The following is a 25059-nucleotide window of genomic DNA, read 5'->3' on the forward strand; positions in this document are numbered from 1 at the left end:
ACGAGTCGAGGGACGGCCGAATTCACGAGATTCGGCGACGTAGACGCTTGGTGCACCGGCCTCATACCCGTAGACGATGGCGTGCTAGGCTTCATCGGAACGGAGGGCCGAATGGCAACGATCCAGTTCCTGGGCGCAGCGGGCACGGTCACGGGCAGCTCGTATCTGGTGGAGCACGAGGGGAAGCGGATCCTCCTCGACTGCGGCCTCTTCCAGGGTGAGAAGGCGCTGCGACAGCGGAACTGGGCGCCTTTTCCCGTTCCACCCGAGAGCCTGGACGCCGTGGTCCTCTCCCACGCCCACATCGACCACTCCGGCGGGCTCCCGCGGCTGGTGAAGCAAGGCTTTGACGGCCCGATCCATGCGACGCCGGCGACGCGGGATCTGCTGGCGATCATGCTGCCGGACTCGGGCCGCCTCCACGAGGAGGAGGCGGCGGACGCGAACCGCCTGCGCTACTCGAAGCACATGCCGGCGCTGCCGCTCTACACGGAGGCCGACGCGATCCGCTGCCTGAACCGGATCGAGACGATCCGCTACGGCGTCCCGCGCCACCTGGACGGCGGCGTGAGCGTGACCCTCCACCGGGCGGGGCACATCCTGGGCAGCGCGATCGTCCAGCTCGACCTGTCGGGCGCCGGCGGCTACCGGCACACCTTGGTCTTCAGCGGCGATCTCGGCCGCTACGACCAGCCGATCATCCCCGATCCGGAGCCGATCAAGCGCGCGACCTCGCTGCTCCTGGAGTGCACGTACGGCGACAGGCTGCACGAGGCGCCGAGCCCTCGGGAGGAGCTGGGAGCGATCGTGCGGGAGGTGGTGGAGCGAAATGGGGTCCTGCTGATCCCGGCCTTCGCGATCGGGCGCACGCAGGACATCCTCTTCCACCTGCGCCAGCTCCAGCTCGCGAAGGAGATCCCGAGCCTGCCGATCTTCGTGGACAGCCCGATGGCCTGCGACGCGACGCCGCTCTATCTGCTGCACCGGGAGGAGCACGACGAGGAGATGCTCCGGCAGATCGTGCACGGCGAGAAGCCCCTTCATCCGGAGCGCGTGGAGTTCACCCAGAGCGTGACCGAGTCGAAGGCGATCGCGGCCAGGAGCCGGCCAATGATCATCCTGTCGGCAGCGGGGATGGCGACGGGCGGCCGGGTGCTCCACCACCTGGCGCGCCTGCTGCCCGACGAACACGCCACGGTGCTCTTCGTGGGCTACCAGGCCGGCGGCTCTCGCGGCCGCAAGCTCCTCGAGGGCTCCAGGTGGATCCGGATCCACGGCAGGGACGTACCCGTGAAGGCCCAAATCCGCGAGCTGCGCGGCTTCTCGGCCCACGCGGATCACGCGGAGGCCGATCGCTGGCTCGCCTCGTTCGGCAGCCCGCCAACGCGCACCTTCTGCGTCCACGGCGAGCCGGCCGGCCTTGAAGCCACCCGCGCCCGCCTCGAGGCCCGCGGCTGGCCCGCCTACGTGCCCTCGTACCTCGAGCGGGTCGAGCTCGAGGGCTGATCCATCTGGCTGGAGGTGTGAGGTGAAGACATTCAAGTACCGCATCGTTGTCGGCTGGAGCGATGACGACGATACCTACGTCGCACGGGTTCCGGCGCTCGAAGGATGCGTTGCACATGGCGACTCGGAGGCGGAGGCGTCGAGGGAGGCGCGCTCAGCCGCCGAGCTAATGCTGTCCGTTCTGCGCGAACACGGCGATCGAATCCCGCCCGAGGACGCATAAGCCGCGTCACTGGGGGGCGACGGCTGGGGAGCAGTCGGGGTTCAGCGGCTCGAAGTCGGCGTCGTAGCTGTGCACGCACTTGCTCGGGGCGTCGCCAGCCTCGCTCACGGACACGGAGGAACCGCCGACGCGCAGCGTCGAGGCGGTGGTAGTGTCTTCGCGGAGGCGCGTGCCAGCGAGCTCGGAGGCGCGCACTTCCACGGACGTATTGGCGCCCAGCGAGAAGAGGGGTTGCGCTTCCGATTTGATCCGTGCGCCCGAAATCTTGGCGGAGGCGTTCTTGAGGGCGATGGTTCCGTAGAGAGCGCCGCCCTGAACCGAGACGAACGCCTGGCGATCGCCAATGACGCGGACCGAGGCGCCCGTGGCGAATACCACGCTGTTTTCGAGCGAAAGGTCGGAGGCGCCGGAGAGCGCGATCCCGTCGAACTGGTCGCCCCAGCCCGCGAAGAGCTGGCAGCGGACGATGTCGAGCGAGTATGCGTCGCCGAACACGGCGGAGCCCTCCGAGGCGATCCTGACGTCTTCGAGGCGCATCGAGCTGCCATGGACGGAGATGCCGTTCGCACTCGACCGGATCATGAGCCGGCGCAGCTCCGAGACGTACATCATCGAAACGACGGGCTCTCCGCTCCATCCGCCTTCCAGAAGCACCTCCGGCCCGATCCCCTCGAGGCTCACGCCCGCGGGAAGGTTGAGGGCCTTGGTGCCAATGACATAAGTCCCCGGCTCGAGCTGCACGACGATGTCCCGATTGGGATGCACGTCTCCGTCATCGTGGTGCATGATGATCTCTTCCGCCCTCTTCACGGCAGCCCGCAGATCGGCCGCGTTCCCGAAGAAGTCGTCGGTAGCCCTGACCACGATTACTCGCTCCGAATCGCCGCCAGCGCAGGCCCAGCGCGTGCCGCTCCACTTCACCGTCTCCCCTTTGGCGCAGCGCTCGGGGAGGCGGTTGGTCGGATCGAGCACCCAACCGGCGCCCTCAGCGATAACGCTCTCGACCGAGCCGCAGGTCCACTCGGCGACCACCGTGTCGAAGCGGGGGAGTGATCCCGCGGCGCATTGCCGCGGGAGGCGGTGGGCGGGATCGAGAACCCAGCCCGCACCCTCGGCGATCACGCTCGCGACAGAGCCACAGAGCCACTCGCCAGCTACGGCGTCGAAGCGGGGGAGCGATCCGGCAGCGCATTCCTGCGGGAGCCGGTAGGCGCGACGGAGATCGAGCTGGTCCCGGTTCCGCTGGAGTCCCTCTCCCGCGAAGAGCGGCTTCGCCGGCTCGCTCGTGCAAGAGATGCCAAGGAGAATCGTTCCTGCAAGAGCCAACGATCCAATGCGTCCCCCAATGCGTCGCATCGCGATTTCCTTTCGAAGGATGTTGCGCATCAGGGATGATACCCAACGTAATCGCGTGCGTCACCGGGCGAATCCAGATGACGGCCAAGCGGGGCGGTGAGCCTCTCGATCAGCGCTGCCCGAGCGTCTAGAGGAGCGGGGCCCTCGCGGAGGAGAGGTCGTAACTCGGCCTGCTGCAGCGCGAGCTCGGCATCGGAGAGCTCGAGGAGGCTGCCGACGCCGGTCTCGTACCGCCCTTCGGCGAGCCGGACCTGCACTCTGCGCTCTCGACGGTTTTTTTGGCGGAGGCCCGCTAGTGGACGGCGGCTTGGGAGCAGTCGGGGTTCAGCGGCTCGAAGTCGGCATCGTAGCTGTGCACGCACTTGCTCGGGGCGCCGCTGGGTTCGCTTACGGACACGGTGGAACCGCCGATGCGCAGCGTCGAGGCGATGGTCGTGTCTGCGCGTAGCCGCGGGCCGGTGAGCTCGGAGGCGCGCACTTCCACGGACGCATTCGCGCCAAGCGAGAACAGGGCCTGGACTTCCGAGTTGATCTGCGCGCCTGTAATCCTGGCGAAGGTGTTCTCGAGGGCCACGGTGCCGTTGAGGAAGCCGCCCTGAACCGAGACCAAGGACTGGCCATCGCCGGTGACGCGAACCGAGGCCCCTGGGGCGGATACTACGCTGCTTTCGAGCAAAAGCCAGGAGCCGCCGGAGACCGCGATGCCGTCGGTCTGATCGCTCACGGCGTAGAGCTGGGAGCGGGCGATTTCAATTGGGTCTGGGTGGCCGATCACTGCAGAGCCGGACGAAACGATTGTCACCTCTTCGAGGCGCACACGGCCGTCGCGAACGGAGACGCCGTTCGAGGTCGACGAGATCACGAGCCGGCGCAGCCTCGAGCCGTAGATCATCGAAACGACGGGCTCTCCGTTCCATCCGCCTTGCAGGATAACCTCCGGCCCGATCCCCTCGAGGCTCACGTTAAACGGAAGCTCGAGGGGATCGTTGCCGAGGAGGTAGGCCCCCGGCTCGAGCTGCACGACGACGGGCCATTGGGGAACTCCGATGACGAGGTCTTTCGCCTTCTTCACGGCAGCCCGCAGTTTGGCGGCGTTCGCGAAGTCGTCGTTGGTAGCTCTGACGACGATAACGCGCTCCGAATCGCCGCCGGCGCAGGCCCAGCCAGTGCCGTTCCAGTTCACCGTCTGCCCATTGGAGCAGCGCTCCGGGAGGCGGGAGGCCGGGTCGAGCACCCAACCGGCGCCCTCCGCGATCACGCTCTCGACCGAGCCGCAGGTCCACTCGGCGGCCACCGCGTCGAACCGGGGAAGTGATCCCGTGGCGCATTGCCGCGGGAGGCGCTGGGCCGGATCGAGCACCCAGCCCGCACCCTCCGCGATCACGCTCTCGACCGAGCCGCAGGTCCACTCGCTGGCCACCACGTCGAAGCGGGGGAGAGATCCCGCGGCGCATTGCTGTGGGAGGCGGTGGGCCGGATCGAGAACCCAGCCCGCACCCTCCGCGATCACGCTCTCGACCGAGCCGCAGAGCCACTCGCCGGCCACGGAGTCGAAGCGGGGGAGCGAGCCGGCAGCGCATTCCTGCGGGAGCCGGTAGGCGCGACGGAGATCGAGCTGGTCCCGGTTCCGCTGGAGTCCCTCTCCCGCGAAGAGCGGTTTCGCTGGCTCGCTCGTGCACGAGATTCCAAGGAGAAGCGCTGCTGCAAGACTCAACGAACCGATTCGTCCCCGAATGCGTCGCATCGCGATTCCCCCCCCGCAGGATGTTGCGTCGTGTCGACAATACGCGACGCCGTTGCGCGCGACATGGTTCGAACCTTCGAACGATTGCCGGGGATCAGCGCTGCCCGAGCCTCTCGAGGAGCAGGGCCCTCGCCGAGGAGAGGTCGTACTCGGCCTGGACGAGGGCGCTCTCGGCCTGCTGCAGCGCGAGCTCGGCATCGGAGAGCTCGAGGAGGCTGCCGACGCCGGTCTCGTACCGCCCCTCGGCGAGCCGGACCTGCTCCCGGGCGCTCTCGACGGTCTCCTCGGCGGAGGCCCTGGCGGCGAGGGAGGAGTCGATGCCGGCGAGGGACTCCTCGAGCTCGTAGCGCACCTGCTGCGTCAGGGAGTCCTTGTCCGCGACGAGGCCGGCGAGGGCAGCGTCGGCCTGGGAGACGGCAGCGCGGGTGGCGCCGCCCTGGAAGATGGGCCAGGTGAGGGTGGCGCCGGCGACCCACGAGGTGGAGAGGTCGTTGAAGCCGGGGCCGATCTCGGAGACGCCGGCGTTGAGCCCGATGCTGGGCAGGTAGCCGGCGCGGTTGGACCGAAGGGTGTACTCCTGCGCCTGGATCCGCTGCTCGAGGGCCTTCACGTCGGGGCGGGCGGCGAGGGCGTCGGGCAGGAGCTCGTCGGCGCTGCCGCCCTCTCCGGCGATCGGGGGGAGGCTCTGGTCCGCGACGTCGAATTCGGCGGACTGCGACAAGCCCATGGCCTGGACGAGACGGGCACGGGCGACGCGGTAGTTCCCCTCGGCGGCGGCGAGCTGCGAGCGTGCGGAGCCCACGTTGGTCCTGGCCTGGGCGAGGTCGTAGGGCGAGCGAGCGCCGAGCTCGACGAAGGCGTCGACCTGCTCGAAGTGGCGCTGCTGGTTCTCGAGGATTCGCGTGGCGACGCCGACGAGGGACTTGCGGGCGCGGGCGGTGAAGAAGGCGTTGCGGACGTTGGCGACGACGGAGGTCTCGACGTCGCGCTGGCTCTCGCGCTGGGCGTCTTCGAGGGCCGCCGAGGCCCGCAGGCGGTTGGTGGACTTCCCGAAGTCGGTGACGAGCTGATCGACCGTGCCGCCAACGCTGAAGTTGTGCCTGCCGGCCCGCACGAAGGGCGTGGCGTCCACGGCGGTGGGGCGCTGCTGGAACTGGTAGCCCGTCTGCGCGGACACCTGAGGCAGGAGCGGCGCGCGGGCGGCGGCGACACCGGCCTCGGCCGCGTCGGTATCGGCCCGCGCCCGGCGCAGCGAGGGCTGGTTCTCGAGGGCGATCCGGACGGCGTCGTCCAGGGTGAGGACCTGCGCGGCGTCTTGCGCTCCGGCCGCCACGGGGACGAGGAGCGCGGCAGCGAGAGCCGCTGCCCGAAAACGAAACATCACTCGAACCTCAAGGCCTCGATGGGGTCGAGGCGGGACGCCTTTCTGGCGGGGTAGAGACCGAAGCCGACGCCGACGGCGGCGGAGAAGGCGATGGCGATCGTGGCCACGTCGAGGCCGATGACGCTGGGCCAGCCGAAGACGGCGGCGATCCGCGTGGATGCGAGGGCGCCAATCGTGAGTCCGATGAGGCCGCCTGCCACGGAGAGCACCACGGACTCGACGAGGAACTGCGCGAGGATGTCGCCGGGCGTGGCGCCCACGGCCATGCGGATGCCGATCTCGCGGGTCCGCTCGGTGACGCTGACGAGCATGATGTTCATGATCCCGATGCCGCCCACGACGAGGGAGACCGCGGCGATGCTCGCGAGGAGCATGGTCATCGTCTTCGTCGTGTCCTGCATGGCGCTGGCGGCCTCGGTGAGGTTGCGGATCGAGAAGTCGTCCTCCTTGCCGTGGGGGATGCGGTGGCGCTCCCGCAAGAGCTCGCCGATCTGCCGCTGGGCGCGCACGGTCGCCTCGGGAGACGAGGTGCCGACGAGGATGGCGCCGTTGACGTAGGCCTGGAGGCCTCCGGCGATCCGGGTCTGGTAGGTCGACACGGGGACGAACGCCGCGTCGTCGTTGTCCTGGCCGCCGCCGGACTGGCCCTTGGACTCGAGGAGGCCGATGATTTCGAAGGGCACGTTCTGGATGCGCACGGCGCGGCCCACCGGATCGATCCCCGGGCCGAAGAGCTTGTCGGCGGAGGTGCGGCCGAGGATCACCACGCGCGCGGCACCGTCCAGGTCGGCGTGGTCGAAGTTCCGGCCGCGCTCGATGCCCCACGAGCGGATCTCGAAGTAGTCGGCGTTGGTGCCCGTGACCTGGGTGCTCCAGTTCTGCTCGTCGCTGACGAGCTGCCCCATCGTGCGGAGCTGGGGCGCGACGGCGCGAACGGACGGCACGCTCACCCGGATCGCGTCGAGGTCGGCCCAGGTGAGGGTGGAGGCGCTGCCGAAGCCGGAGCGCGCGCCGCCCATCATGGAGGGGCCGGGGAGGATCACCAGGAGGTTGGTGCCCATGGAGGCGAAGACCTGCTCGACCTGCCGCCTCGCCCCCTCGCCGATGGAGGTCATGGCGATCACGGAGGCGACGCCGATCATGATCCCGAGCATGGTGAGCAGAGAGCGCAGCTTGTTTCGCAGCAGGGCGCGAAGCGCGAGGCGGATGGTCTCGAAGACGCTCATGCGGAGGCCTCGGGTGCTTCGGGGATCGCCGGTACGGGAACCTGCCGCACGTCGGACTGGAGGTGTCCGTCGCGGACGACGATGACGCGACTGGCGTAGGCGGCGACTTCGGGCTCGTGGGTGACGAGGACCACGGTGATCCCCTGGGAGCGGAGCTCCTGGAAGAGGGCCATGATCTCGACGGTCGTGCGGGAGTCGAGGTTGCCGGTGGGCTCGTCGGCGAGGATCAGGCGCGGATCGCCGACGAGGGCGCGGGCGATGGCGACACGCTGCTGCTGGCCGCCGGAGAGCTGGCTGGGGTGGTGGTGGAGCCGGCTGCCGAGTCCCACGCGCTCCAGCGCGGCCTTCGCCCGTGCGACCCGATCCTTGGACGAGATCCCGCCGCGGTAGATGAGCGGGAGCTCGACGTTCTCGAGGGCGCTGGTGCGCGCCAGGAGCTGGAAGCTCTGGAAGACGAAGCCGAGGTGGCGGTTGCGGATCTCCGCGAGCTCCGCCCGCGACTTGGAGGCGGTCGCCTCGCCGGCGATGCGGTAGTGGCCGCTGGTGGGTCGATCGAGGCAGCCCATCACGTTCATCAGGGTCGACTTGCCGGAGCCGGAGGGGCCCATCACCGCGAGGAGCTCCTCCTCGTTCACCGAGAGGGAGATCGGGCCGAGCGCGCGCACCTCGAGGCCGTCGAGGCGATAGGTCCGGCAAACCTCTTCGAGCTCGAGGATCGGCATCAGAACATCCTCATGCGCATGCCGCCCGGCGGGCCACCCGGACCGCCGGGGCCCTTGGGGCCGCCGCCCGATTCGTCGACGATTGCGAAATCGCCCTCGTTCAAGCCGCCGGAGACGACCTCGGTGCGGGTGCCGTCCGTGATGCCGAGCATCACTCGGACCGGGTGGGCGCCCTCGACGCCTTCGATCCACACCATCCGCTCGCCGTCCGCAGGGGGCCCTTCTTCACGGCGGGCCCCTTCGGGCCCGGGGGGCCGGACGACGGCCGGTAGCGGAGCGCGGCGTTGGGCAGGCGCAGGACGTTGTCCCTCGACGCGAGCACGAAGGAGACGCTGGCCGTCATGCCCGGCTTGAGGGCGAGGTCCGGGTTGTCGACGTCGATCACGGCGTTGTAGGTGACGACGTTCTGAGTGGTCTTGGGTGCGTTGCGGATCTCGCGGATCGTTCCCTGGAATGTACGGCCGGGGTAGGCGTCCACCGTGAACTCGGCGGTCTTTCCCGACTCAATCCGGGCGACGTCGCTCTCGGCCACGTCGGTGTCGACCTGCATCTGCCGTAGATCCGCGGCGAGGGTGAAGAGGGTGGGGGCCTGGAGCGAGGCGGCCACGGTCTGGCCCACGTCCACGTCGCGGGAAATCACCACGCCGTCGATGGGGGAGACGATGTCCGTCATGGCGAGGTTGATCTCGGCCTGGCGGAGGTTCGCGGAGGCCTGGGCCACGGAGCCGCTTGCGGCCTGGACCTCCGCCGCAGCGACGTCGGCCTGCGAGCCGGAGGTGTCGAGGTCCACCGTGGCGATCAGGCGCCGCTCGGCGAGGACGCGCTTCCGCTCCAGATCGCGGGTCGCCAGATCGGACTGGGCCCTCGCCCTGGCGAGCTGGGCCCTGGCTGCCATCAGGTTCGCCCGGGACTGCTCGACCCCGGCCTCGAAGAGGCGCGGATCGATCCGGGCGAGGAGCTGGCCCTTCTTCACCTCGCTGTTGAAGTCGACGAACATCTCGGAGAGGCGGCCCGAGACCTGGCTCCCCACGAGAACGGTCGTCCGGGCGGAGACGGCGCCGCTCGCGCTGATCCGCGAGACGATCGGGCCTCGATCGACCGCGAGCGACTCGTAGCTGGTGGCGGGCCCGCCGCGCATCTGTCCGGCGAGGAACACCGCACCACCGCCCGCCGCCACGACCGCCCCAATGATCCAGAACCGGGATCTCTTCACGCTTCGAACCTCTCCTGCACGGCCTGTCCCCGGCCGAACCTGGCATCAAGGATGGGCCACGACTCTTGGACGGGGATTTCTGCAATGTAAAGAACTGTGAACCGAGCGGGCCCTTGATCGACCATGCGACTGCCTGTATGCTTGGTCGATACACAAACTGTTGGACCGCGTCGGTCGACCTGCGAGCTTGGGTTACCTTCGCGCACATCGCCCTGGGAGATCGGGGAAGAGGTCGAAATGTGTCGTCTGGGATGTCGAATCGAGTCTTTGCGCTTACTCGTGGTCGCTGCCGTCGTAGGGCTCGCGATGGCGGCATGTGGTGGGGACAAGGATCCCCTCATCGAGGTTGATCCCGTTTGCCCGCATGGCTGCGGCCCGAACATGGTCTGCCAGCGCGACGGGTCGTGCGCCTGCGCTCCCGGCTTTTTGAACTGTGACGGCGACGCGGCGAACGGCTGCGAGTACCAGGGCGACACCTGCGAGGTCGCCTGCACGGGCGAGTCCGACGCGGCGTTCTGCGCTCGCTTGAACAAGAACTGCGGCGAGGTGAGCGCTGTGGACAACTGCGGCGCCGAGCGCACCGCGGCCTGCGGCACCTGCTCCGACGGCGAGGAATGCCGCAACGACAACCGCTGCTACCCGCTCTGCCTCGAGGAGACGGAAGAGGCATTCTGCGCCCGCCGCGGCAAGACCTGCGGCAGCGTGACCGCCAAGAACAACTGTGACCGCGATTTCACCACGACCTGCGGCACCTGCCTGGACGGCCAGACCTGCGGCGACGACAACACCTGCCACACTACGTGCGACGCCGAGTCCGACGAGGCCTTCTGCGCCCGCCTGGGCAAGGACTGCGGCGACGTGACGGGCGATGACAACTGCGGCGACGCCCGTACCGTGGCCTGCGGCACCTGCCAGGACGGCCAGATCTGCGGCGACGACAACGTCTGCTCGTGCGAGGCCGAGGACAACGCGGCCTTCTGCGACCGCCTCGCCAAGAACTGCGGCAACGTCACCGACGCCGACAACTGCGGCGATAGGCGCACCGTGAGCTGCGGCACCTGCCCCGATGGCGAGACCTGCGGCGCCGAAGTCGCCAACGTCTGCGGCGTCTGCGAGGCCGAGGACGACGAGGCCATGTGCACCCGCCTCGGCAAGCAGTGCGGGACCCTAACGAGCCGTGACAACTGCGGCGATCCCCGCTCCATCGACTGCGGCGGCTGCGACGACGGCCTCCTCTGTGCGTCCAACCTCTGCTGCCAGCCCGAGGACGACGCTACCTTCTGCTCCCGCCAGAGCAAGAACTGTGGCTCGTTCGCGAGCCGCGACAACTGCGGCCAGACCCGCACCGTCGATTGCGGCACCTGCACCGGCGGCCAGAGCTGTGGCGGCCAGATCCCCAACGTCTGCAGCTCCGGCTCCGGCTGCGTCCCCGAGAGCGATGCGGATCTCTGCCTCCAGGCTGGTGCGGCCTGCGGCAAGGTCCAGGCCACCGATAGCTGCGGCAATTCTCGCACTGTCGTCAACTGCGGCTCTTGCACAGGTGATGCCGTGTGCATGGGAAATTCGTGCATGGAGCCGGATGGCCCTTGGCTCAGTGACTTTTGTGCTCCAGCTTGGGGCCTCCCCTGTGCCTCTCAGTTGAGATGCGTCATCTTCGATTCGTCGTGGGGTTTCGGGAGCTGCAAGCAGCTATGCTCCGCCGATGCCGACTGCACGGCCGGGGGGGCATGCGCGCTTGGCTTCCTCGACAATGGCATGGGAATCTGTGGCAGCCTTCGTTCACCGGGCGACTCCTGTGCGGATTCGTGGGCCTTCGCGGACGACGTCTGTGTTGATTCGGGAGGGCCGGCTGGGGGTACCTCGACTGCATTGGAGGCAGGTGCAACTACGCCTGCGACTACGAAGACCGCTGGCCTTCCGATCCGCAGTTGCCGTGCCCTTCGGGGCAGACCTGCAGCGGCGGCTGGTACTTTGACGAGTTGAACGAGCAGGATCTCCGGGTCTGTCAGTAGACGAACCGAGCTGTCTGCTGCTGCTCGCATGACTCGGGAGGCGATCCGTCGGGATCGCTTCCCGAGCATTTTTGAACCAAACCAAAAACTATGTATTGCTTAATTGCGTTTGTCCTTGCGTGATGTTTTACAGCCTGCCGTCGCGGCCGGCCAGGAAGGTCTGTGGCCCGGCCCCGCTCCAGTCCGGTGTGTACCTGAACTCCGCCCACGGCCGTCGCCAATGTGGCGCCGGATTTGGCCGCGCTTCGAGCCGTTGGGGTGATCCAGATCGAGCACGCGCAGGCCCGTGTCGTCGCCCTGCACAGGTTCGACGCAAGGGGCGTACGACCTGAATCGGTGAGCGAGCATCGCGTCCGCTCCTGCCTTCACTCAGTCGCTCAACGTCGACACCGGGGGATCGATGCCGCTTCGCGTGTAGGGGCCCCGCAGGCGGTTGAGCGGTAGCGCGTCCTTGAACTTGGAGACTAGAGCGTGGGCGATGAGGCCTGGCGCCGGAAGCCCAGAGGGAATCACCTGTTCGGTCACGTCAGCGAGCGCGATACCGTCGCCTCAAGGGCGGCAGCCGAGCTTCGGACTCTCCTCACGGATCACCTTGAAGCTCGCCGCGACGAACTCAAGCGTTTCGCTGCACTTCTCGCCGAGCTTGACCTTCTCCTTGCCGCACCGCTCGCACACGCGTGGGGCCGCGGGCGGCTCATGGGTGCGCACCTCGCGCGGATGCTCGGGAGGAAACGGGGGGACCCATGCCCCTGCTTCTTCGGCTCGGTGTCGGGCCCGGCTTGGCGTCATCGCAGACGGAAGGCGCCGGTGGTACAGAGGTAGAATCGGTCGCAGTACCATACGCTGGCTCCCCGAGCTGACCCAGGAGCAGAGAGAGCTGGTCGGACTTGCGGCCGAACTGCTGGCGTAGGAGCTTCATCAGCCGCATCTGCAACGCGTTGTTCTAGACATCCATCTGCGCGAGGAGGCCGACGACCATCTCGAAGACGTCGCCTTCGCGGCCTTCGGCGAGCACCTCCTTTAGGTGCGAGGCGACTCTGTCGATGTTGGTCCTGCCTCCACTGCTCATAGCGGGCAATTTTGCTCAACTTCGAGAGGCGTGCAGGCGTTCGTGGAGCACGCTAGGGAACGCTGTGGGAGCCTTCACAGGTGGCGTCCAGCGGGGCCGTCGCCGCACGCCGCGCCTTTGAGCATCAGCGGGAGCTCAGCCGCCTCGATCTCGACGTGCATCGTTCCGACGGCGGGCCCGTGCGGCATATGGAACACGTCGCGCTCAAGCCGCTTGTAGATCAGCAGCCAGCCGTGGCGATCCCGTGAGAGGGGCTCTTCACGCGATCGCCGCGCGGTTGAGGATGGCGACGACGTGGCCACTCAGCGGGACCCTACATCTTGCGTCCAGACAGGACTGGACGCGGGACTCCGAATCCTCCGGTCGGGCGAACGACGGGCGGCGGTCGAACGGTTTGAATGGCCCTGGCTTGCTGGTCAGCCGTCGATCTTCCGATCGATCTCGAGTGCTGGCCGAAAGCCAGGGACGCATCTTGACGACAGCGCCAAAGTCTGGCACATTCAGGCCGACCAGTCAGATCTATTTCTCGCTGTAACCGCAGCCGTTGCTCTCCCGGGGGAAGCATGGATTCGCGCTATTCGGTTAGAGAATGGATGTTTCGTGCTGCCTCTAGCTTGGCGGTAGTTCTTCTCGCGTCGTGCGCGAACGAAACGCACGACCAGCGCAAACGAGCTTCGGGCGTTGACCCTTCCGTGCGGTCTAGTCCGTTGTCCGATCGCGAACCCGAGGTGTCGATCGGCTGGAATTCGAGCGGCCTGCTGGTCGGCCATCGTGGGGGGCCGCCAGATCAGGTCGGGTCGAACTGGAGTCCAACTGAGCTAGCTCGAATCATCGGTAGGCCCGATGACCCGGAGGGCGCGGAGCGAACCGGCTGGAGTTACGGAGGCATTTTTTCCGGCGAAAGGGACGGGGTCCGCTTCGATACGCCATTCACGGAGCTTTCTGACCTTCGCTCATTTACGGTCGAAGCAACCTTTCTTGCATCCAGAGTCGATGAACGCCGCCCCGTCGTTCGCGGCGACAACTTTGCGTTATCGATCATCGAGGGCGAGGTCGAGGCGGCGATCGTCTCGGCCGGACACTGGTGGACGGTTCGCTGGTCGGATGCGCCCATTCGCGCGGGCGAATGGGTCACCGCGCAACTTTTCCACTCGGGCGAAAGCCTGAGCGTGATCGTCAACGGCGTCGCGGCACAGGCTCTCGACGCTCCGAGGCCGGTTCCGGGAGACCAGCTATTTCGAATTGCAGTCGGGCCCCGCCAATCGGAGCGGGGCGGATATCCCTACATTGGACCCGAATCTCCGTTCATCGGTGTCGTCCAGAGCGCCAAGGTCTGGGTGCCAATCGGGTCGCCTGCATCCACGGTTCTTGACCTCACCCCCAAGGCCGACGGCCGATTGCCCGAGATCGATCAACAGCTCACTGTCCAAGGTGATTGGAATCCTAGCAAGCTACCCTACGCTCCCGGGCATGCGGATGCCGGAACGAGTTTCTATTTCGACCAAAAGGGTTGGCTGAAACTTGAGGATGAAAACGGAGTCCTGAGAAGCGCCTTCGATTCGACCCTCTCCATGTGGATCATGACCCTGGATGACAGCCCTTCCACGATCATTCGGTCCAACCACTTGAGAGTATGGTCGGCAGACGGAATCCTTCGAATGGAGGTTGGATCCCAGGGAACGGCGTCAATCGGTCGAGTCCTCGAGCGAGGGAAGTGGCATCACCTCACCTTTACCGCCACGATAGACCGGATCCGAGCCTACGTCGATGGAGTCTACCGAATGGACTTGAACGTGGGCCTCCCATCCGGAACTGACGAGTACCTCATCGGAGCCGACCTGTTGGGAGAGGGCCTGTTCTCGGGGTACATCGAACAGGTCCGGATGTGGGATCACATTCGCATACCGCGTGGCCCAATTGCACTTCTTGAGTTCGATCCTTGGGGCGCGCCGGTCGATTACGGAAGGAGCACTAGCAACTGGACCCATCACGGTGGATACCTTGGTGGACCCGGGCCCTCGAAATACGAGCCGCTTCCTGGAGTCGCCAGGTTGAATCGGTCGACATTCCGCCGCTATTGTCCGATGAACCTCGAGGGCGCACATACGTTGATGATCGACCTGACGTTGGCCGAGCCCCCCGATATCCCGGGTCTACCTACTCGAGTTCCATTATGGCAGGGAGGCAACTTCTCCCTCGGGGTTGCGGACGGCAGACTACGTCTCATCGTGGACGGAACCGAAACAGTCGGCACAATCCCGTTTGAATACGGTGTTCGAGCCGAGGTTGTAGTCGTCTTCGACGGTTGGAATGCCGAAGTTTATGTGAATGGAGAGCTCGATTCTCGTGCCAGGGTTGGTAGGGGTTGGTTCTTCGGAATGAGTGATGATTGCTCCGTTGGCGGCTTTGACGGGCTACTATTCAGGGCAGGATACTGGAACGAGGCAGTTCGGCCCGTCGATCCAATTAACACTCATCGGGCGCTTCTCGCCGGTGCTTTGAGCCCGGAGGCGATCATGCTGCGTCCGAGCTCGGACGACCTTGAGTGGACTTCCGGGATGAAAGAGCATCCGGCCGCCGCGTTTCTTGTATTCAAAGATGTTCAGCCCGCAGAGGCCGAACAGCCCCCACGATGAGGCCTCGGTTGGTCGAGATCTTCGAGCAGCTGAAGAACTCATTCTATGTGCACGAGCATGCTACAGTGACGCAGGTCACGAGCCTCCTCGCTCAGGAAATCGTCGCAGAGGCGGACCGAGTTTGGGATTCGCCCGCAGAGCTCTACGAATGGTTGCGATCTGCACGCACCAGGTTCTCCAAGTTCGAGACCACATTCTGGGAGTACTTCGGCCCGTATCATGCTCTCAGGCTGGCCGAAGGTGGCACGGCTGGGGGCGAAAGCGCGTATTTGGATTCCGTTTGGAGGAATCCATTCGTGGACGCCGGAGGGCGGCGAGAAGATCTCCCGACCATCAGTCCATGGAGAAACCCCGAAGGTACCTTCAGAAGGGGAGATTACCAGTACTTGGCCATGGAGCGATGGTTTGAACATGTCAACTCAGTGTTCGATCGTGTTGAATTCGAGGTGATCCGCACGTTCGCCGGAGTGGAAATCCTTCGCGCCATCGGATATGCCGCCGAGGGAGACCGCTTTCTGTGGAACAGTGAGTACGCCAAAGCGGTCGATAGCTATCGGCAGGCGCAACTGCACCTCGCTAACAGCAGACCGGCCGATGTCGAGTATACTGGATTTGTTCTTCAAATCCGTTGCTGGGCCTGCCTCGATAGACCTCTCAAGATCCGGTATGAGGGCACTAATCTCGGCGAAGAGATGCAGCGAGTTGGAGGATATCTCCCTTTCGCAATTGCAGGAGCCTTGCGCGAAGAAGCGATGGAAGAGCGCTCCTCCGCCGAAAGCAACTTCGCTGAGGCAGTGGCCGAGATCAATCTGCCGAGGCCGTATTCGTCCTATCTCGATCCTGCGAGAAGCACAACGGCCTGGACCGATGTTGCAACCACCTACCTCGAAAAGGGCGAGCAACTTTTCCGTGCCGGCAACGTCGAAGACTCTATCCGAGCCCTTCGGGGGGTGTTCCGCGCTTCGTATTCGCGAAACGTCGGAGATGGAATGGCCGAGCTGCCCGAGGTTCGGATGACGAGCACTGGGATCATCGCGGTTCGTTCGCGAGCGGTCTCCCTGGTCCACCAAATCCGTAACGGAATAACTCCCTTCGGGTTCAATTCGGATTACCTTCCTCCTGGTTCTGCCGAAAGCCAATACTTGAGGGCAATGAATTCGTTGCGGAAGGCAATCGAAGTTACCAATCTGTACGTGGAGTATCGAAAGAATTTTCATGACAATCAAGATATCCTGACTCCTCTTGGTAGAGAGCGTACCGATACCCTGGCCGAATTGGAGGGAACGCTCATTCCTGCGTTCGGAGCCAAAAAGGACGACCTCGAGAGAGCGCGCAAGGAGCTTGAGAAGGCAAAACGGGAGTTGGAGCGAGTTCGCAAGACCGCGGCGCGCGACTACGTTCTTGATCTGGCGGGGAAGTTTTATGCTCCCCTCGGTAAGTGGGCGGGCGGCAAAGAGTACAAAGGTTGGACTGGCCTCACATCGGCGCTGACCACCACTGGGTGGATCGGGATGGTCGAAGTAGTAGCGACTGGCTTCCTAAAATTTGACTCATCGGTCAAAAAGACGATCGAAGCCGCGGAAAAGGTCGTTCGTGAGCGCGAGGCGGCCGTCCGAACGGCACAGGCGGTCTTGGAGCAGGCTGGTGCCGCATGGCGGAAGGCTGTGGCTAGATCGATTCAGATTGAGGACCTACTTCGACTTGGTGGCCTTGAGGACGGCGACATGACTGCTGCCTGGTGGCTCAAGCGTTCGTCGGAAATGAAGGATCTCGCGCAGAGATGGATCGATCGAGCGGTGACCGACGTCTGGTTGTACCAGCAGGCCATTGAGAAGATGCTCGACGCCGGGGTCCGGCCCCTTTCCTATGACGAACGCGGCCGTGGCGGCGAGTGTGTCAGTAACCCGTTCTCCACAAGCTGGGTGGAGGATGGTCAGAATCTCGAATACCTGCTCGGCTGCCTGGAAAGGTTTTACGGGCAAAGGAGGCCTGAATTCCACCCCAACCAGCTCGAGATTAGCGTCCGAGACCATGTGGATGCGTTGGCATGGGAGGCATTCAGGCAGGGGATGACGGACGGAAAGCTCGAGATGAATCTCGATTTGGAGGAGCTCGAGCGATCTTTTCCGACTGGAATCCACATGATGACTAGGAGCGTGAGACTCAAGGTTCGGTACTCCCTGCCGCTCGGCGTGACGAACTATCGATCAATGCCCGTGACCTTGAGTGCAGATCCTGTCTCGTACGTGAGAATCTTCGATCCGGAGGACAACTACGCTCCAAATAGCCCTCCCATCGTAACTTCAGAAGAATGGCTGACCAGGCCTGATTCGAGGTATAAGATCAAGCGGAAGGTCGACGGTCGGCCGATTGTTCTTGGTTTCACTGACAACTTGGAGCCGCCAGGTGGCCTGCAATACGGAATTATCGAGTTGAAAGGCGCGTCCTTGCCGGGAGAGTCGGATTGGAATTCAAACTCTGTGTTTTCGTCGTATGGGGTGGCACGGAGATGGGTGATTTCCTTCATGCCTGCCCAGCTTGCGGCGTTGGGTTATCGTATTGACTTGATTGAGGATGTGAGTCTTGTGTTTGAAGGTCTCCAGTATCGAGATATGCCAAATGAATTCTCTCTGCTTCGCGCGCAAGCAATTGTTGAGACTGGTCAATTGCAGAGGGCCGTATTTGCTATGGGAGGCATGGCAAGACGCCCACCTCGTATGGCTGAGTACGTCCTGACGGAAAGTGAGCTGGGCTCGCTGGCTGGAAAGAGATTGAAGCGATTGTTCGTGTACGTGGTTTCAACCGAGGCGGTCGCCCCGACGATTGCGCGGCTGACGTTTGCTGATGGTCGTTCTGCGGGCGCCACTCTGGCGGTGCTATCGGACGGGAGGAGCCTTGGGGGGGTGTTCTCGGAGGGGGCCGGTCTGCCGAATGGAATCCCTGTGGATGGTTCAATTCGAGTTCAGTTGGGCAATACTCCATCGTTTGATGTTTCAAACGTGCTGGTTGCGATTGAGTACGGACAGTAGCGGCTCGAAATGACTAAGCAAAAGGGAGGGGGCTCTGTGTCCATCCGTTTCTTTTTGGCCGGTATCGCGATCGTGTCCTTCCTGGGGGCTTGTAGTCGATCGGGTCGCGATGCGGGCACGGGTCTCGTGGATTCGGGTGGCACGCTGAGCGTCGCCGAATCGTTTCGTCTCCCGCAGGGGTGCGGAGACTCGGAAACTCTAGCGTGGAGCGAAGGGACTGCTAGCTGGTCCTGCGCGAAAGGGGCAGGAGGCGTTTCGGTTGGCGCCGGGCTCCTCGAGCGTCATGAAGGAGCCGAGACGCGGATCGAGGTCGACACAAGATCGCTCGATGCGCGATATGGACGAGTTGACAAGACTTTGGTGGTCTCAGGGTCGGGTACCCCAGTAGAGAACGGCGAAGCGCTCCTTCGCGCGTTCTCTGGCGTACTGGGGGCGTCGGCTGAGGCTCCTTACGTGATCCGGCTCACGGAGGGGACCTTTGAGATCTCCGGAGTCGTGACGATTCCCGGGTTTGGAACGATAGAGGGAGCGGGAGCTGACGCTACCCGCGTAATCGTCGTTGAGGGTGGCGTACAGGTTTGGAATGGCGCCATTTCGATGCGTCGCTTTTCGGTGACAGCCAAAGGAGCCAGCCCGACAGGTAGGCTTGTTTGGGCCACTCCTATGGCGGGCGGTTCCAGACTCTCCGAGATGGTTTTCTCTGCGGCTGAAATGGACAGTCGATTGGAGCTTTTGGTTGTACCCGAGAGTTCGTTGGTCTCGAGATGCCAGTTTGTTGCGGAGGGTGTGTCGGAAATCACAGGTATTGTTGCCGCCCACCCGGGGACCGTAATCGAACATAGCGACCTTCGTTTGAATGGAATTGGAAGTGTCATTGGAATCCAGAGTGGAAATTCGATCAGCATTCGTGATAGTCGAATCGAATTGACCGCGCAGTTCGTCCAGGGGATCTCCGCGGGCGATAAGTTTCACGCCAGGAATGTTGAGGTGCAGGTAGTTGGGTACGGAGGTGGAATTCGAGCTCACGGTTCGGGGACGTCAATCGTCTCTTCCAGGATCTCCGTTGTCGGGGAAGGCGCAGGCGTGCTCGTGTCGAATCCTGGTGATTCGGGCGAGCTCGATCGTCGTCTTGTGATTCAGGGCACGTCGATCGATGTCGCCCATCCATCGGGACTTGGTGTTGGAATTTCGACGAGCTGGCCTGCCGGTCTCATCGTTGCAATCGACGCAAGCCAGATTCAAGCTTCAACGGCGATTGCTCTAGTCGATCATACGATACCCGAGCATGCCACGTTCCGGGTGGGAGCTTCGATGCTTCAAGGGATCGTTGATGCTCCTGGCGCAATCTGTGTTCATGCCTACGACGGTGCATACTTTCCGCTTGAACGGGACTGCACTCGAGCGGCTATGCCATGAGCTCTGGTTTCCGTTGTATGGGCTGGAGCCGGAGTTCGCGGCTGGCAATCTTATGGAACCAAGAATCCCATCATTAGTCCGCTTCGGCGATCCGCTCGATAGCGAAGAGCCAGCGATGACATTTCCGGAGATCGCCGCAGCGGGGCAGGCGAGCCTCGGACTCACCTCGCGGATCACCTTGACGCTCGCCGCGACGAACTCAAGTGATTGGCTGCACCCCTCGCCGAGCTTCACCTTCTCCTTGCCGCACCGCTCGCACACGCGTTTGGCCGCGGTCGGCTCATGGTGCGCACCTCGCGCGGAAGCTCGGGGGGAATCGGGCGGCACCCATGCCCCTGCTTCCTCAGCTCGGCGTCGGGGCACGGCCGCTCGCCGTCATCGCAGACGGAAGGCGCCGGTGGTACGGTGGCAGAATCGGCCGCGGTACCATACGTTGGCTTCGGGTACTGACCCAGGAGCAGAGCGAGCTGGTCGGCGCTGGATCGCGCCGACTTGCGGCCGAATTGCTGTCGCTGGAGCTTTAACAGCCGCAGCTGCAACGCGTTGTTCTAGAGGCGTGCATCTGCGAAAGGAGGCCGACCATCTCGAGGACGTCGTCGTCGCGGCCTTCGGCGAGCATCTCCTTTAGGTGCGGGGCGACGCTGTCGATGTTGGTCCTGGCTGCAACGCTCATAGCGGGTAATTTGGCCAACTTCGGAAGGCGTGCAGGCGCTCGTGGATCACGCTGGGGCGCGCTGTGGCGTCGTCCGGTGGGAATCCCATCGACGATCTCGTTTGCACGTTCGACGGGGCCCGAACATGCTCTGTCAGAACGATGGCTCCTGCGCCTGTGTGCAGGGCTTCTTGAACTGTAACGGTGACTTGGTGAACGGCTGCGAGGACCAGCGCGACTCCTTCGACGTTCCCCATGCGGGCGAGCCCGATGCGACGTAATGCAGCCGCCTCGGAAAGACCTGGTGTGAGGTGACGGGTAGGGACAACTGCGGCACCCAGTGCACGGCCGCCTGCGGCCCTTGCGGCGTCGGTGAGGAGTGCGGGGGCGACAACCCTTTGTCACACACTCTGTGTCGACGAGGAGGAGTGGGAGTTCTGCGCTCGCCTGGGCAAGGACTGGGGCAGGGTGACCGCGCGGGACAGCTGGGGTAAACAGCGCATTGCAGTCTAGGGCACCTGCGGGGGCGACATGGTCCGCGGGGGACAACAACACCTAACACTCGGGCTGCAACCCTGAGTCCGACGTGGCCTTCTGCGAACGTTTGGGCAAGACCTGTAGCGACGTGACCGGAACCGACAACTGCGGTCAGCCCAGGGCGGCAGGTTGTGGCACGTGTACGGGCGGCTCAGTCTGCGGCTCCGGCAACGCGTGAGAGCCTTGCCAGCCCGAGAGCAACACCAGCTTCTGTGGACGTGAGGGCAAGAACTGTGGTTCGTTCGCTGGCAACGACAACTGCGGCGAGCGCCGCACCGTGGACTGCGGCAGCTGCACGGACGACAAGATCTGCGGTGCGCGGGTTCCGAACGTGTGCGGCACGTCGTGCGAGCCTGAAACCGACGCCGAGCTCTGCCTCCGGACCGGCGCCGTTTGCGGCAAGTTTCAGACCACCGATCGCTGCGGTGACCTCCGCACCGTCGCCAACTGCGGAACCTGCTCGGACGGACTGGTCTGCATGGGCAATAGCTGCGGGGTCGCCGATGGCGAGTGGCTGGATCAGCCTTGCTGGGACGATTCGGACTGTGACTCGCTCCTGTCCTGCATCTACGGGTTCTCTTCCGAGGAAGGAACATGCAAGGAGATATGCGCTTCCAATTCGGACTGCACGACCGGAGGAACCTGTGCTTCCGGGTTCTTCTGGGACGAGTGGGGGATCTGCGCCAACCTCCTGACCGAAGGGCAGGCCTGCTCATCCAACTGGATGACCGGTCGCGACCTCTGCTGGGATCCCTCAGTGCCGTCCGACACTATGCTCGCCTGCGTCGCTGGAGCGTGCCACTTCGTTTGTGAAAGCGATTGGTTGGGCGAGCTTTGGGATTGCCCATCTGGCAAGTCCTGCAGCGGACCATGGGGAGACTACGCTCCGGATTGGGATGGAAGCCTCAGGATGTGCCAGTAGGACTGCCGCATCGAGGTTGGGGATCCAGGGGCAGCCAGGGGCCTCGTGAGGATACGAGGCCCCCTCGGCTTCCCTCGCACGCTTGAAACAGGAAGAGAGAGAGTCGCACTTGACGTGCCAAGTATCCGACCGTAGGGTCGTCTCATACGTAAACAGCGCAACATGCAGTCGTTGGCTCCACGAGATGAGACCCCAGGTTCGGGGACGAGGCCGGAATGAGGGATTCGACTCGATCACTTTTGTCCCCACGCTTGGTCGCAATCGTTCTCGGACTGGGGCTCTGGTTGTCCGCCTGTGAGAGGGATGGGGGCGATCCCGTCCAGGCGTGCGCCGAGGGCTGCAGCCCAAATATGATCTGCGGGACCGATGGGTCCTGCGTCTGTAGTACGGGCTTCCTCGATTGCGACGGCGACGCGTCGAACGGCTGCGAGCACCAGGGCGATAGGTGTGAGCGCCCGTGTTTCGGCGAGTCCGACGCGGCCATCTGCCGCCGTCTCAGTAAGACCTGCGGAACCGTGACCGATAGGGACCAGTGCGGGGTCGAGCGGACGGCCGAGTGTGGCTCCTGCCACGATGACCAGGAGTGTGGCTTCGACAATCTCTGCCACACCGTCTGTGCCGTGGAGGACGACGGAGCGTTCTGCGCCCGCCTCGGCAAGACCTGTGGAATGGTGACCGCGCCGGACAGCTGCGATCAAGCGCGGACCGCGACCTGCGGAAGCTGCCCCAACGGCCAGGTTTGCGGCGATGACAACACCTGCAACACGCCCTGCGATCCCGAGACCGACGAGGACTTCTGTACCCGCCTGGACAAGACTTGCGGCGACATGACCGGAATGGACAACTGCGGTCGGACCAGGACGGCGGGTTGTGGCACCTGTGCTGACGACCAGAGCTGCGGTCCGGGCAACACTTGCCGGGACTGTGTTCCCGAGAACGACGGCGCCTTCTGTGAGCGCGAGCGCAAGAACTGCGGCTCGTTTGTGAGTACGGACAACTGCGGCGATTGGCGCACCGTCGACTGCGGCACCTGCCCGGATGATGAGACCTGCGGTAAACGGGTTCGGAATGTGTGCGACACGGTGTGCGATCCCGGGCCCGAGCCTGAGCCCGACGACGGGTTTTGCCTCCGGACCGGCGCGGTTTGCGGCTTGTTTGGAATCTTCGACCAATGTAACGAGGTCCACGTCCTCGCCGATTGCGGAACCTGCTCGGACGGAACGGTCTGCACGGGCGGAATCTGCGGTGTTCGGGGTGGCCAGGGGCTGGATCAGTCTTGTTTCGTCGACGTGGATTGCGAAGCGCACTTGTACTGCATAGGCGCCGACACGCCATTTGGAGCGTGTAAACAGGTTTGCCGCTCCGATTCAGACTGCACGACTGGAGGAACCTGTGCTCTATCGTTTCTCGACGATGAAATATGGTCGGGGATTTGTGCAAACATTCTCAGCGAAGGGCAGGCTTGCTCCGACTGGATGAGCAGTCCGGACTTGTGCAGGGACCCTTCGACGCCGCCCGGCTCACGGCTCGAGTGCATCTCTGGTGTTTGCAGCTACGCCTGTGAAGTCGATAGGCTTGGCGAAATGTGGGATTGCCCGTTCGGCACGTCCTGCGACGGACCCTGGGGGGATTACGACCCTACGTGGAATGGAACACTGAGGATGTGTCAGTAGCTGCGGGGGACCGGAGCGACGAACTCAGTGATGAGACCCCAGGTATTGGGGACGAGGTCGGAATGTGGGATTCGATTCGTGGTCCGCTTGTATCTGCACGTCTGCTCGCGATCGTTTTCGGTCTCGGGCTCGGAGTGCCCGCCTGTGACGGGGGAGTGGTCGAACCCGCCCTGACGTGCCCCGAGGGCTGCGGCCCGGACATGGTCTGCCAGAACGACGGCTCCTGCGCCTGTGCGACGGGCTTCCTGAATTGTGATGGCGACGCGTCGAACGGCTGCGAGATCGAGGGCGAGAGCTGCGAGCGCCCGTGTGCCGCCGAGTCCGACGCGGCCATCTGCCGCCGCCTCGGCAAGATCTGCGGAGACGTGACCGACACGGATCAGTGCGGCGTCGAGCGGACTGCCGCGTGCGGCTCGTGCGTCGCGGGCCAGGAGTGCGGCGACGACAACCTCTGCCACACCCTCTGTACCCAGGAGGAGGACGAGGCGTTCTGCGCCCGCCTGGGCAAGACCTGCGGCAGCGTGACCGCCATGGACAACTGTGACCGGGAGCGGATGGCGAGCTGCGGTAGCTGCCAGGACGGCCAAATGTGCGGCGACGACAATACATGCCACGACGGCTGCGACAGCGAGTCCGACGCGGCGTTCTGCGCCCGCCTGGGCAAGACCTGCGGCGACGTGACCGGCACAGACAACTGCGGAAACGCCCGGACGGCGGCCTGCGGCACCTGCCCGGACGGCCAGACCTGCGGTGACGACAACACCTGTTCGTGCAGGACGGAGGGCGACGACGCCTTCTGCGCCCGCGTCGGCAAGAACTGCGGCGAGGTCACCCGGGCGGACAACTGCGGCGATCCGCGCACCGTCGACTGCGGAACCTGCGACGACGGCCTCCTCTGCGCCTCCAACCTCTGCTGCCAGCCGGAGGACGACGCCACGTTCTGCTCGCGTCAGCGCAAGGACTGCGGCTCGTTCGCGGGCGTCGACAACTGTGGCCAGCGCCGGGTCGTCGACTGCGGCACCTGCTCGGGCACCGCGAGCTGCGGCTCGCAGGTCGCCAACGTCTGCGGTCCCTGTGTGGGTGAGACCGATGCCCAGCTCTGCGTCCAGGCGGGGGCGACCTGCGGTCAGGTCCGGGTCCCCGACCGCTGCGGAGAGACCCGCGTCGTCCCGGACTGCGGCACCTGCTCGGGCGGAGGGGCGTGCCTCCCCGGGAACCAGTGTGGAACGCCCGACGGCGTGTGGCTGAACGGTCGATGCTGGAGGTCCGGGGCGGGTCGTGAGGATTGCGCGACGGACCTCTTCTGCGTTCGTACGTGGGCCCGGAGTCCGACGATTTACGAGGGGGTGTGCAAGCAGCTCTGCGACTCCAACGCGGACTGCACGACCGGCGGGTCTTGCGCGATCGAGTTCGCGCCGGCGGGATGGCAGGGGATCTGCGGCGAGCTTCGTTCGCCGGGAGACGCCTGCAGCACGTGGACGACCAGCTCGGACCTCTGCTTCGACCGGAACCTGCCGCCCGACACGTACCTGGACTGCGCCTCCGGAACGTGCAGCTACATGTGCGATTACGAAGGGAACCTCGACGAGCCTCTCTACGAGTGCCCGGCGGGCCAGTCGTGTGCCGGCTCCTGGTCGTACTACGAGCGCCAGGACATGAACGTCCAGCTCTGCCAGTAGTCGACAGGCGTAGCCTCGACAGCTGCCAGGCGGCCATGCAGGCGCTCGGCTGATGCCGGG

The 25059-nt window shown here is 64.7% G+C and carries 20 protein-coding genes and 1 pseudogene; 7 read left to right on the plus strand and 14 right to left on the minus strand.

The window, feature by feature from the left end; translation table 11 throughout:
- Positions 1 to 111 precede the first annotated feature (111 nt).
- Both AKJ08_RS06135 and AKJ08_RS06140 read left to right on the plus strand, forming a co-directional pair.
- Positions 112 to 1506 (plus strand): MBL fold metallo-hydrolase RNA specificity domain-containing protein, encoded by a 1395-nt coding sequence (locus AKJ08_RS06135; protein WP_050725256.1) that lies wholly within the window; start codon positions 112 to 114, stop codon positions 1504 to 1506.
- Between the two features lie 22 nt (positions 1507 to 1528).
- Positions 1529 to 1729, plus strand: a complete 201-nt coding sequence (locus AKJ08_RS06140) for a type II toxin-antitoxin system HicB family antitoxin (protein ID WP_050725257.1) — start codon at positions 1529 to 1531, stop codon at positions 1727 to 1729.
- Between the two features lie 6 nt (positions 1730 to 1735).
- Here AKJ08_RS06140 and AKJ08_RS06145 read toward each other — a convergent pair whose 3' ends face one another.
- The 8 genes from AKJ08_RS06145 to AKJ08_RS06175 form a co-directional block, all read right to left on the minus strand.
- Entirely contained in the window at positions 1736 to 3055 is a 1320-nt protein-coding gene (locus AKJ08_RS06145) for a hypothetical protein (protein WP_050725258.1), read from the minus strand.
- A 59-nt stretch (positions 3056 to 3114) separates the two neighbouring features.
- A complete protein-coding gene (locus tag AKJ08_RS06150) occupies positions 3115 to 3342 on the minus strand; it encodes a hypothetical protein (RefSeq protein WP_050725259.1) in 228 nt (75 codons plus the stop codon).
- A 35-nt stretch (positions 3343 to 3377) separates the two neighbouring features.
- Complete coding sequence (locus AKJ08_RS06155) at positions 3378 to 4799, minus strand: hypothetical protein (protein ID WP_050725260.1); 1422 nt, start codon at positions 4797 to 4799, stop codon at positions 3378 to 3380.
- A 124-nt stretch (positions 4800 to 4923) separates the two neighbouring features.
- Positions 4924 to 6210, minus strand: a complete 1287-nt coding sequence (locus tag AKJ08_RS06160; RefSeq protein ID WP_050725261.1) for a TolC family protein — start codon at positions 6208 to 6210, stop codon at positions 4924 to 4926.
- Positions 6210 to 7439: an ABC transporter permease gene (locus AKJ08_RS06165; protein WP_050725262.1), complete on the minus strand. Its 1230-nt coding sequence runs from the start codon at positions 7437 to 7439 to the stop codon at positions 6210 to 6212. Before AKJ08_RS06165 ends, AKJ08_RS06160 begins: the two co-directional genes overlap by 1 nt.
- Positions 7436 to 8161, minus strand: a complete 726-nt coding sequence (locus AKJ08_RS06170) for an ABC transporter ATP-binding protein (protein WP_050725263.1) — start codon at positions 8159 to 8161, stop codon at positions 7436 to 7438. Before AKJ08_RS06170 ends, AKJ08_RS06165 begins: the two co-directional genes overlap by 4 nt.
- Positions 8161 to 8313, minus strand: coding sequence for a hypothetical protein (locus AKJ08_RS20335; RefSeq protein ID WP_240475451.1), 153 nt, complete (start codon positions 8311 to 8313; stop codon positions 8161 to 8163). Before AKJ08_RS20335 ends, AKJ08_RS06170 begins: the two co-directional genes overlap by 1 nt.
- Positions 8313 to 9374, minus strand: coding sequence for an efflux RND transporter periplasmic adaptor subunit (locus AKJ08_RS06175; protein WP_050725264.1), 1062 nt, complete (start codon positions 9372 to 9374; stop codon positions 8313 to 8315). Before AKJ08_RS06175 ends, AKJ08_RS20335 begins: the two co-directional genes overlap by 1 nt.
- A 267-nt stretch (positions 9375 to 9641) precedes the next feature.
- Here AKJ08_RS06175 and AKJ08_RS06180 point away from each other — a divergent pair, with 267 nt between their 5' ends.
- On the plus strand, positions 9642 to 11357 hold the full coding sequence (locus AKJ08_RS06180; protein ID WP_157370521.1) for a hypothetical protein: 1716 nt from the start codon (positions 9642 to 9644) through the stop codon (positions 11355 to 11357).
- Positions 11358 to 11755: 398 nt separating this feature from the next.
- Here AKJ08_RS06180 and AKJ08_RS20850 read toward each other — a convergent pair whose 3' ends face one another.
- From AKJ08_RS20850 to tnpB, 4 genes are all read right to left on the minus strand, one after another.
- Entirely contained in the window at positions 11756 to 11911 is a 156-nt protein-coding gene (locus tag AKJ08_RS20850) for an IS66 family transposase (protein ID WP_169788760.1), read from the minus strand.
- A 24-nt stretch (positions 11912 to 11935) separates the two neighbouring features.
- On the minus strand, positions 11936 to 12226 hold the full coding sequence (locus AKJ08_RS20855) for an IS66 family transposase zinc-finger binding domain-containing protein (protein WP_082342796.1): 291 nt from the start codon (positions 12224 to 12226) through the stop codon (positions 11936 to 11938).
- 103 nt (positions 12227 to 12329) lie between these two features.
- Positions 12330 to 12455: a hypothetical protein gene (locus tag AKJ08_RS20625; RefSeq protein WP_276202192.1), complete on the minus strand. Its 126-nt coding sequence runs from the start codon at positions 12453 to 12455 to the stop codon at positions 12330 to 12332.
- Positions 12456 to 12529: 74 nt separating this feature from the next.
- Positions 12530 to 12757 (minus strand): IS66 family insertion sequence element accessory protein TnpB, encoded by a 228-nt coding sequence (tnpB, locus tag AKJ08_RS19165; RefSeq protein ID WP_157370523.1) that lies wholly within the window; start codon positions 12755 to 12757, stop codon positions 12530 to 12532.
- Positions 12758 to 13162: 405 nt separating this feature from the next.
- Here tnpB and AKJ08_RS18475 point away from each other — a divergent pair, with 405 nt between their 5' ends.
- The 3 genes from AKJ08_RS18475 to AKJ08_RS20340 all read left to right on the plus strand — a co-directional run bounded on the left by AKJ08_RS18475 (position 13163) and on the right by AKJ08_RS20340 (position 19536).
- Positions 13163 to 15091, plus strand: coding sequence for a LamG-like jellyroll fold domain-containing protein (locus AKJ08_RS18475; protein ID WP_169788763.1), 1929 nt, complete (start codon positions 13163 to 13165; stop codon positions 15089 to 15091).
- 8 nt (positions 15092 to 15099) lie between these two features.
- Positions 15100 to 18120: a hypothetical protein gene (locus AKJ08_RS06185; protein WP_050725266.1), complete on the plus strand. Its 3021-nt coding sequence runs from the start codon at positions 15100 to 15102 to the stop codon at positions 18118 to 18120.
- Positions 18121 to 18717: 597 nt separating this feature from the next.
- Positions 18718 to 19536: a hypothetical protein gene (locus tag AKJ08_RS20340; protein WP_240475452.1), complete on the plus strand. Its 819-nt coding sequence runs from the start codon at positions 18718 to 18720 to the stop codon at positions 19534 to 19536.
- A gap of 153 nt (positions 19537 to 19689) precedes the next feature.
- Here the strand turns inward: AKJ08_RS20340 and AKJ08_RS20860 are convergent.
- A pseudogene (locus tag AKJ08_RS20860) lies at positions 19690 to 19797 on the minus strand (IS66 family transposase zinc-finger binding domain-containing protein); the annotation flags it as partial.
- A complete protein-coding gene (locus AKJ08_RS20865) occupies positions 19767 to 20075 on the minus strand; it encodes an IS66 family transposase (protein WP_082342802.1) in 309 nt (102 codons plus the stop codon). The gene AKJ08_RS20865 and the pseudogene AKJ08_RS20860, both read right to left, overlap by 31 nt.
- Positions 20076 to 23475: 3400 nt before the next feature.
- Between AKJ08_RS20865 and AKJ08_RS06190 the strand changes: the two genes are divergently transcribed.
- A complete protein-coding gene (locus AKJ08_RS06190; RefSeq protein ID WP_157370524.1) occupies positions 23476 to 24999 on the plus strand; it encodes a hypothetical protein in 1524 nt (507 codons plus the stop codon).
- Positions 25000 to 25059: the final 60 nt, after the last annotated feature.

This window comes from Vulgatibacter incomptus (assembly GCF_001263175.1).
GTDB lineage: Bacteria > Myxococcota > Myxococcia > Myxococcales > Vulgatibacteraceae > Vulgatibacter > Vulgatibacter incomptus.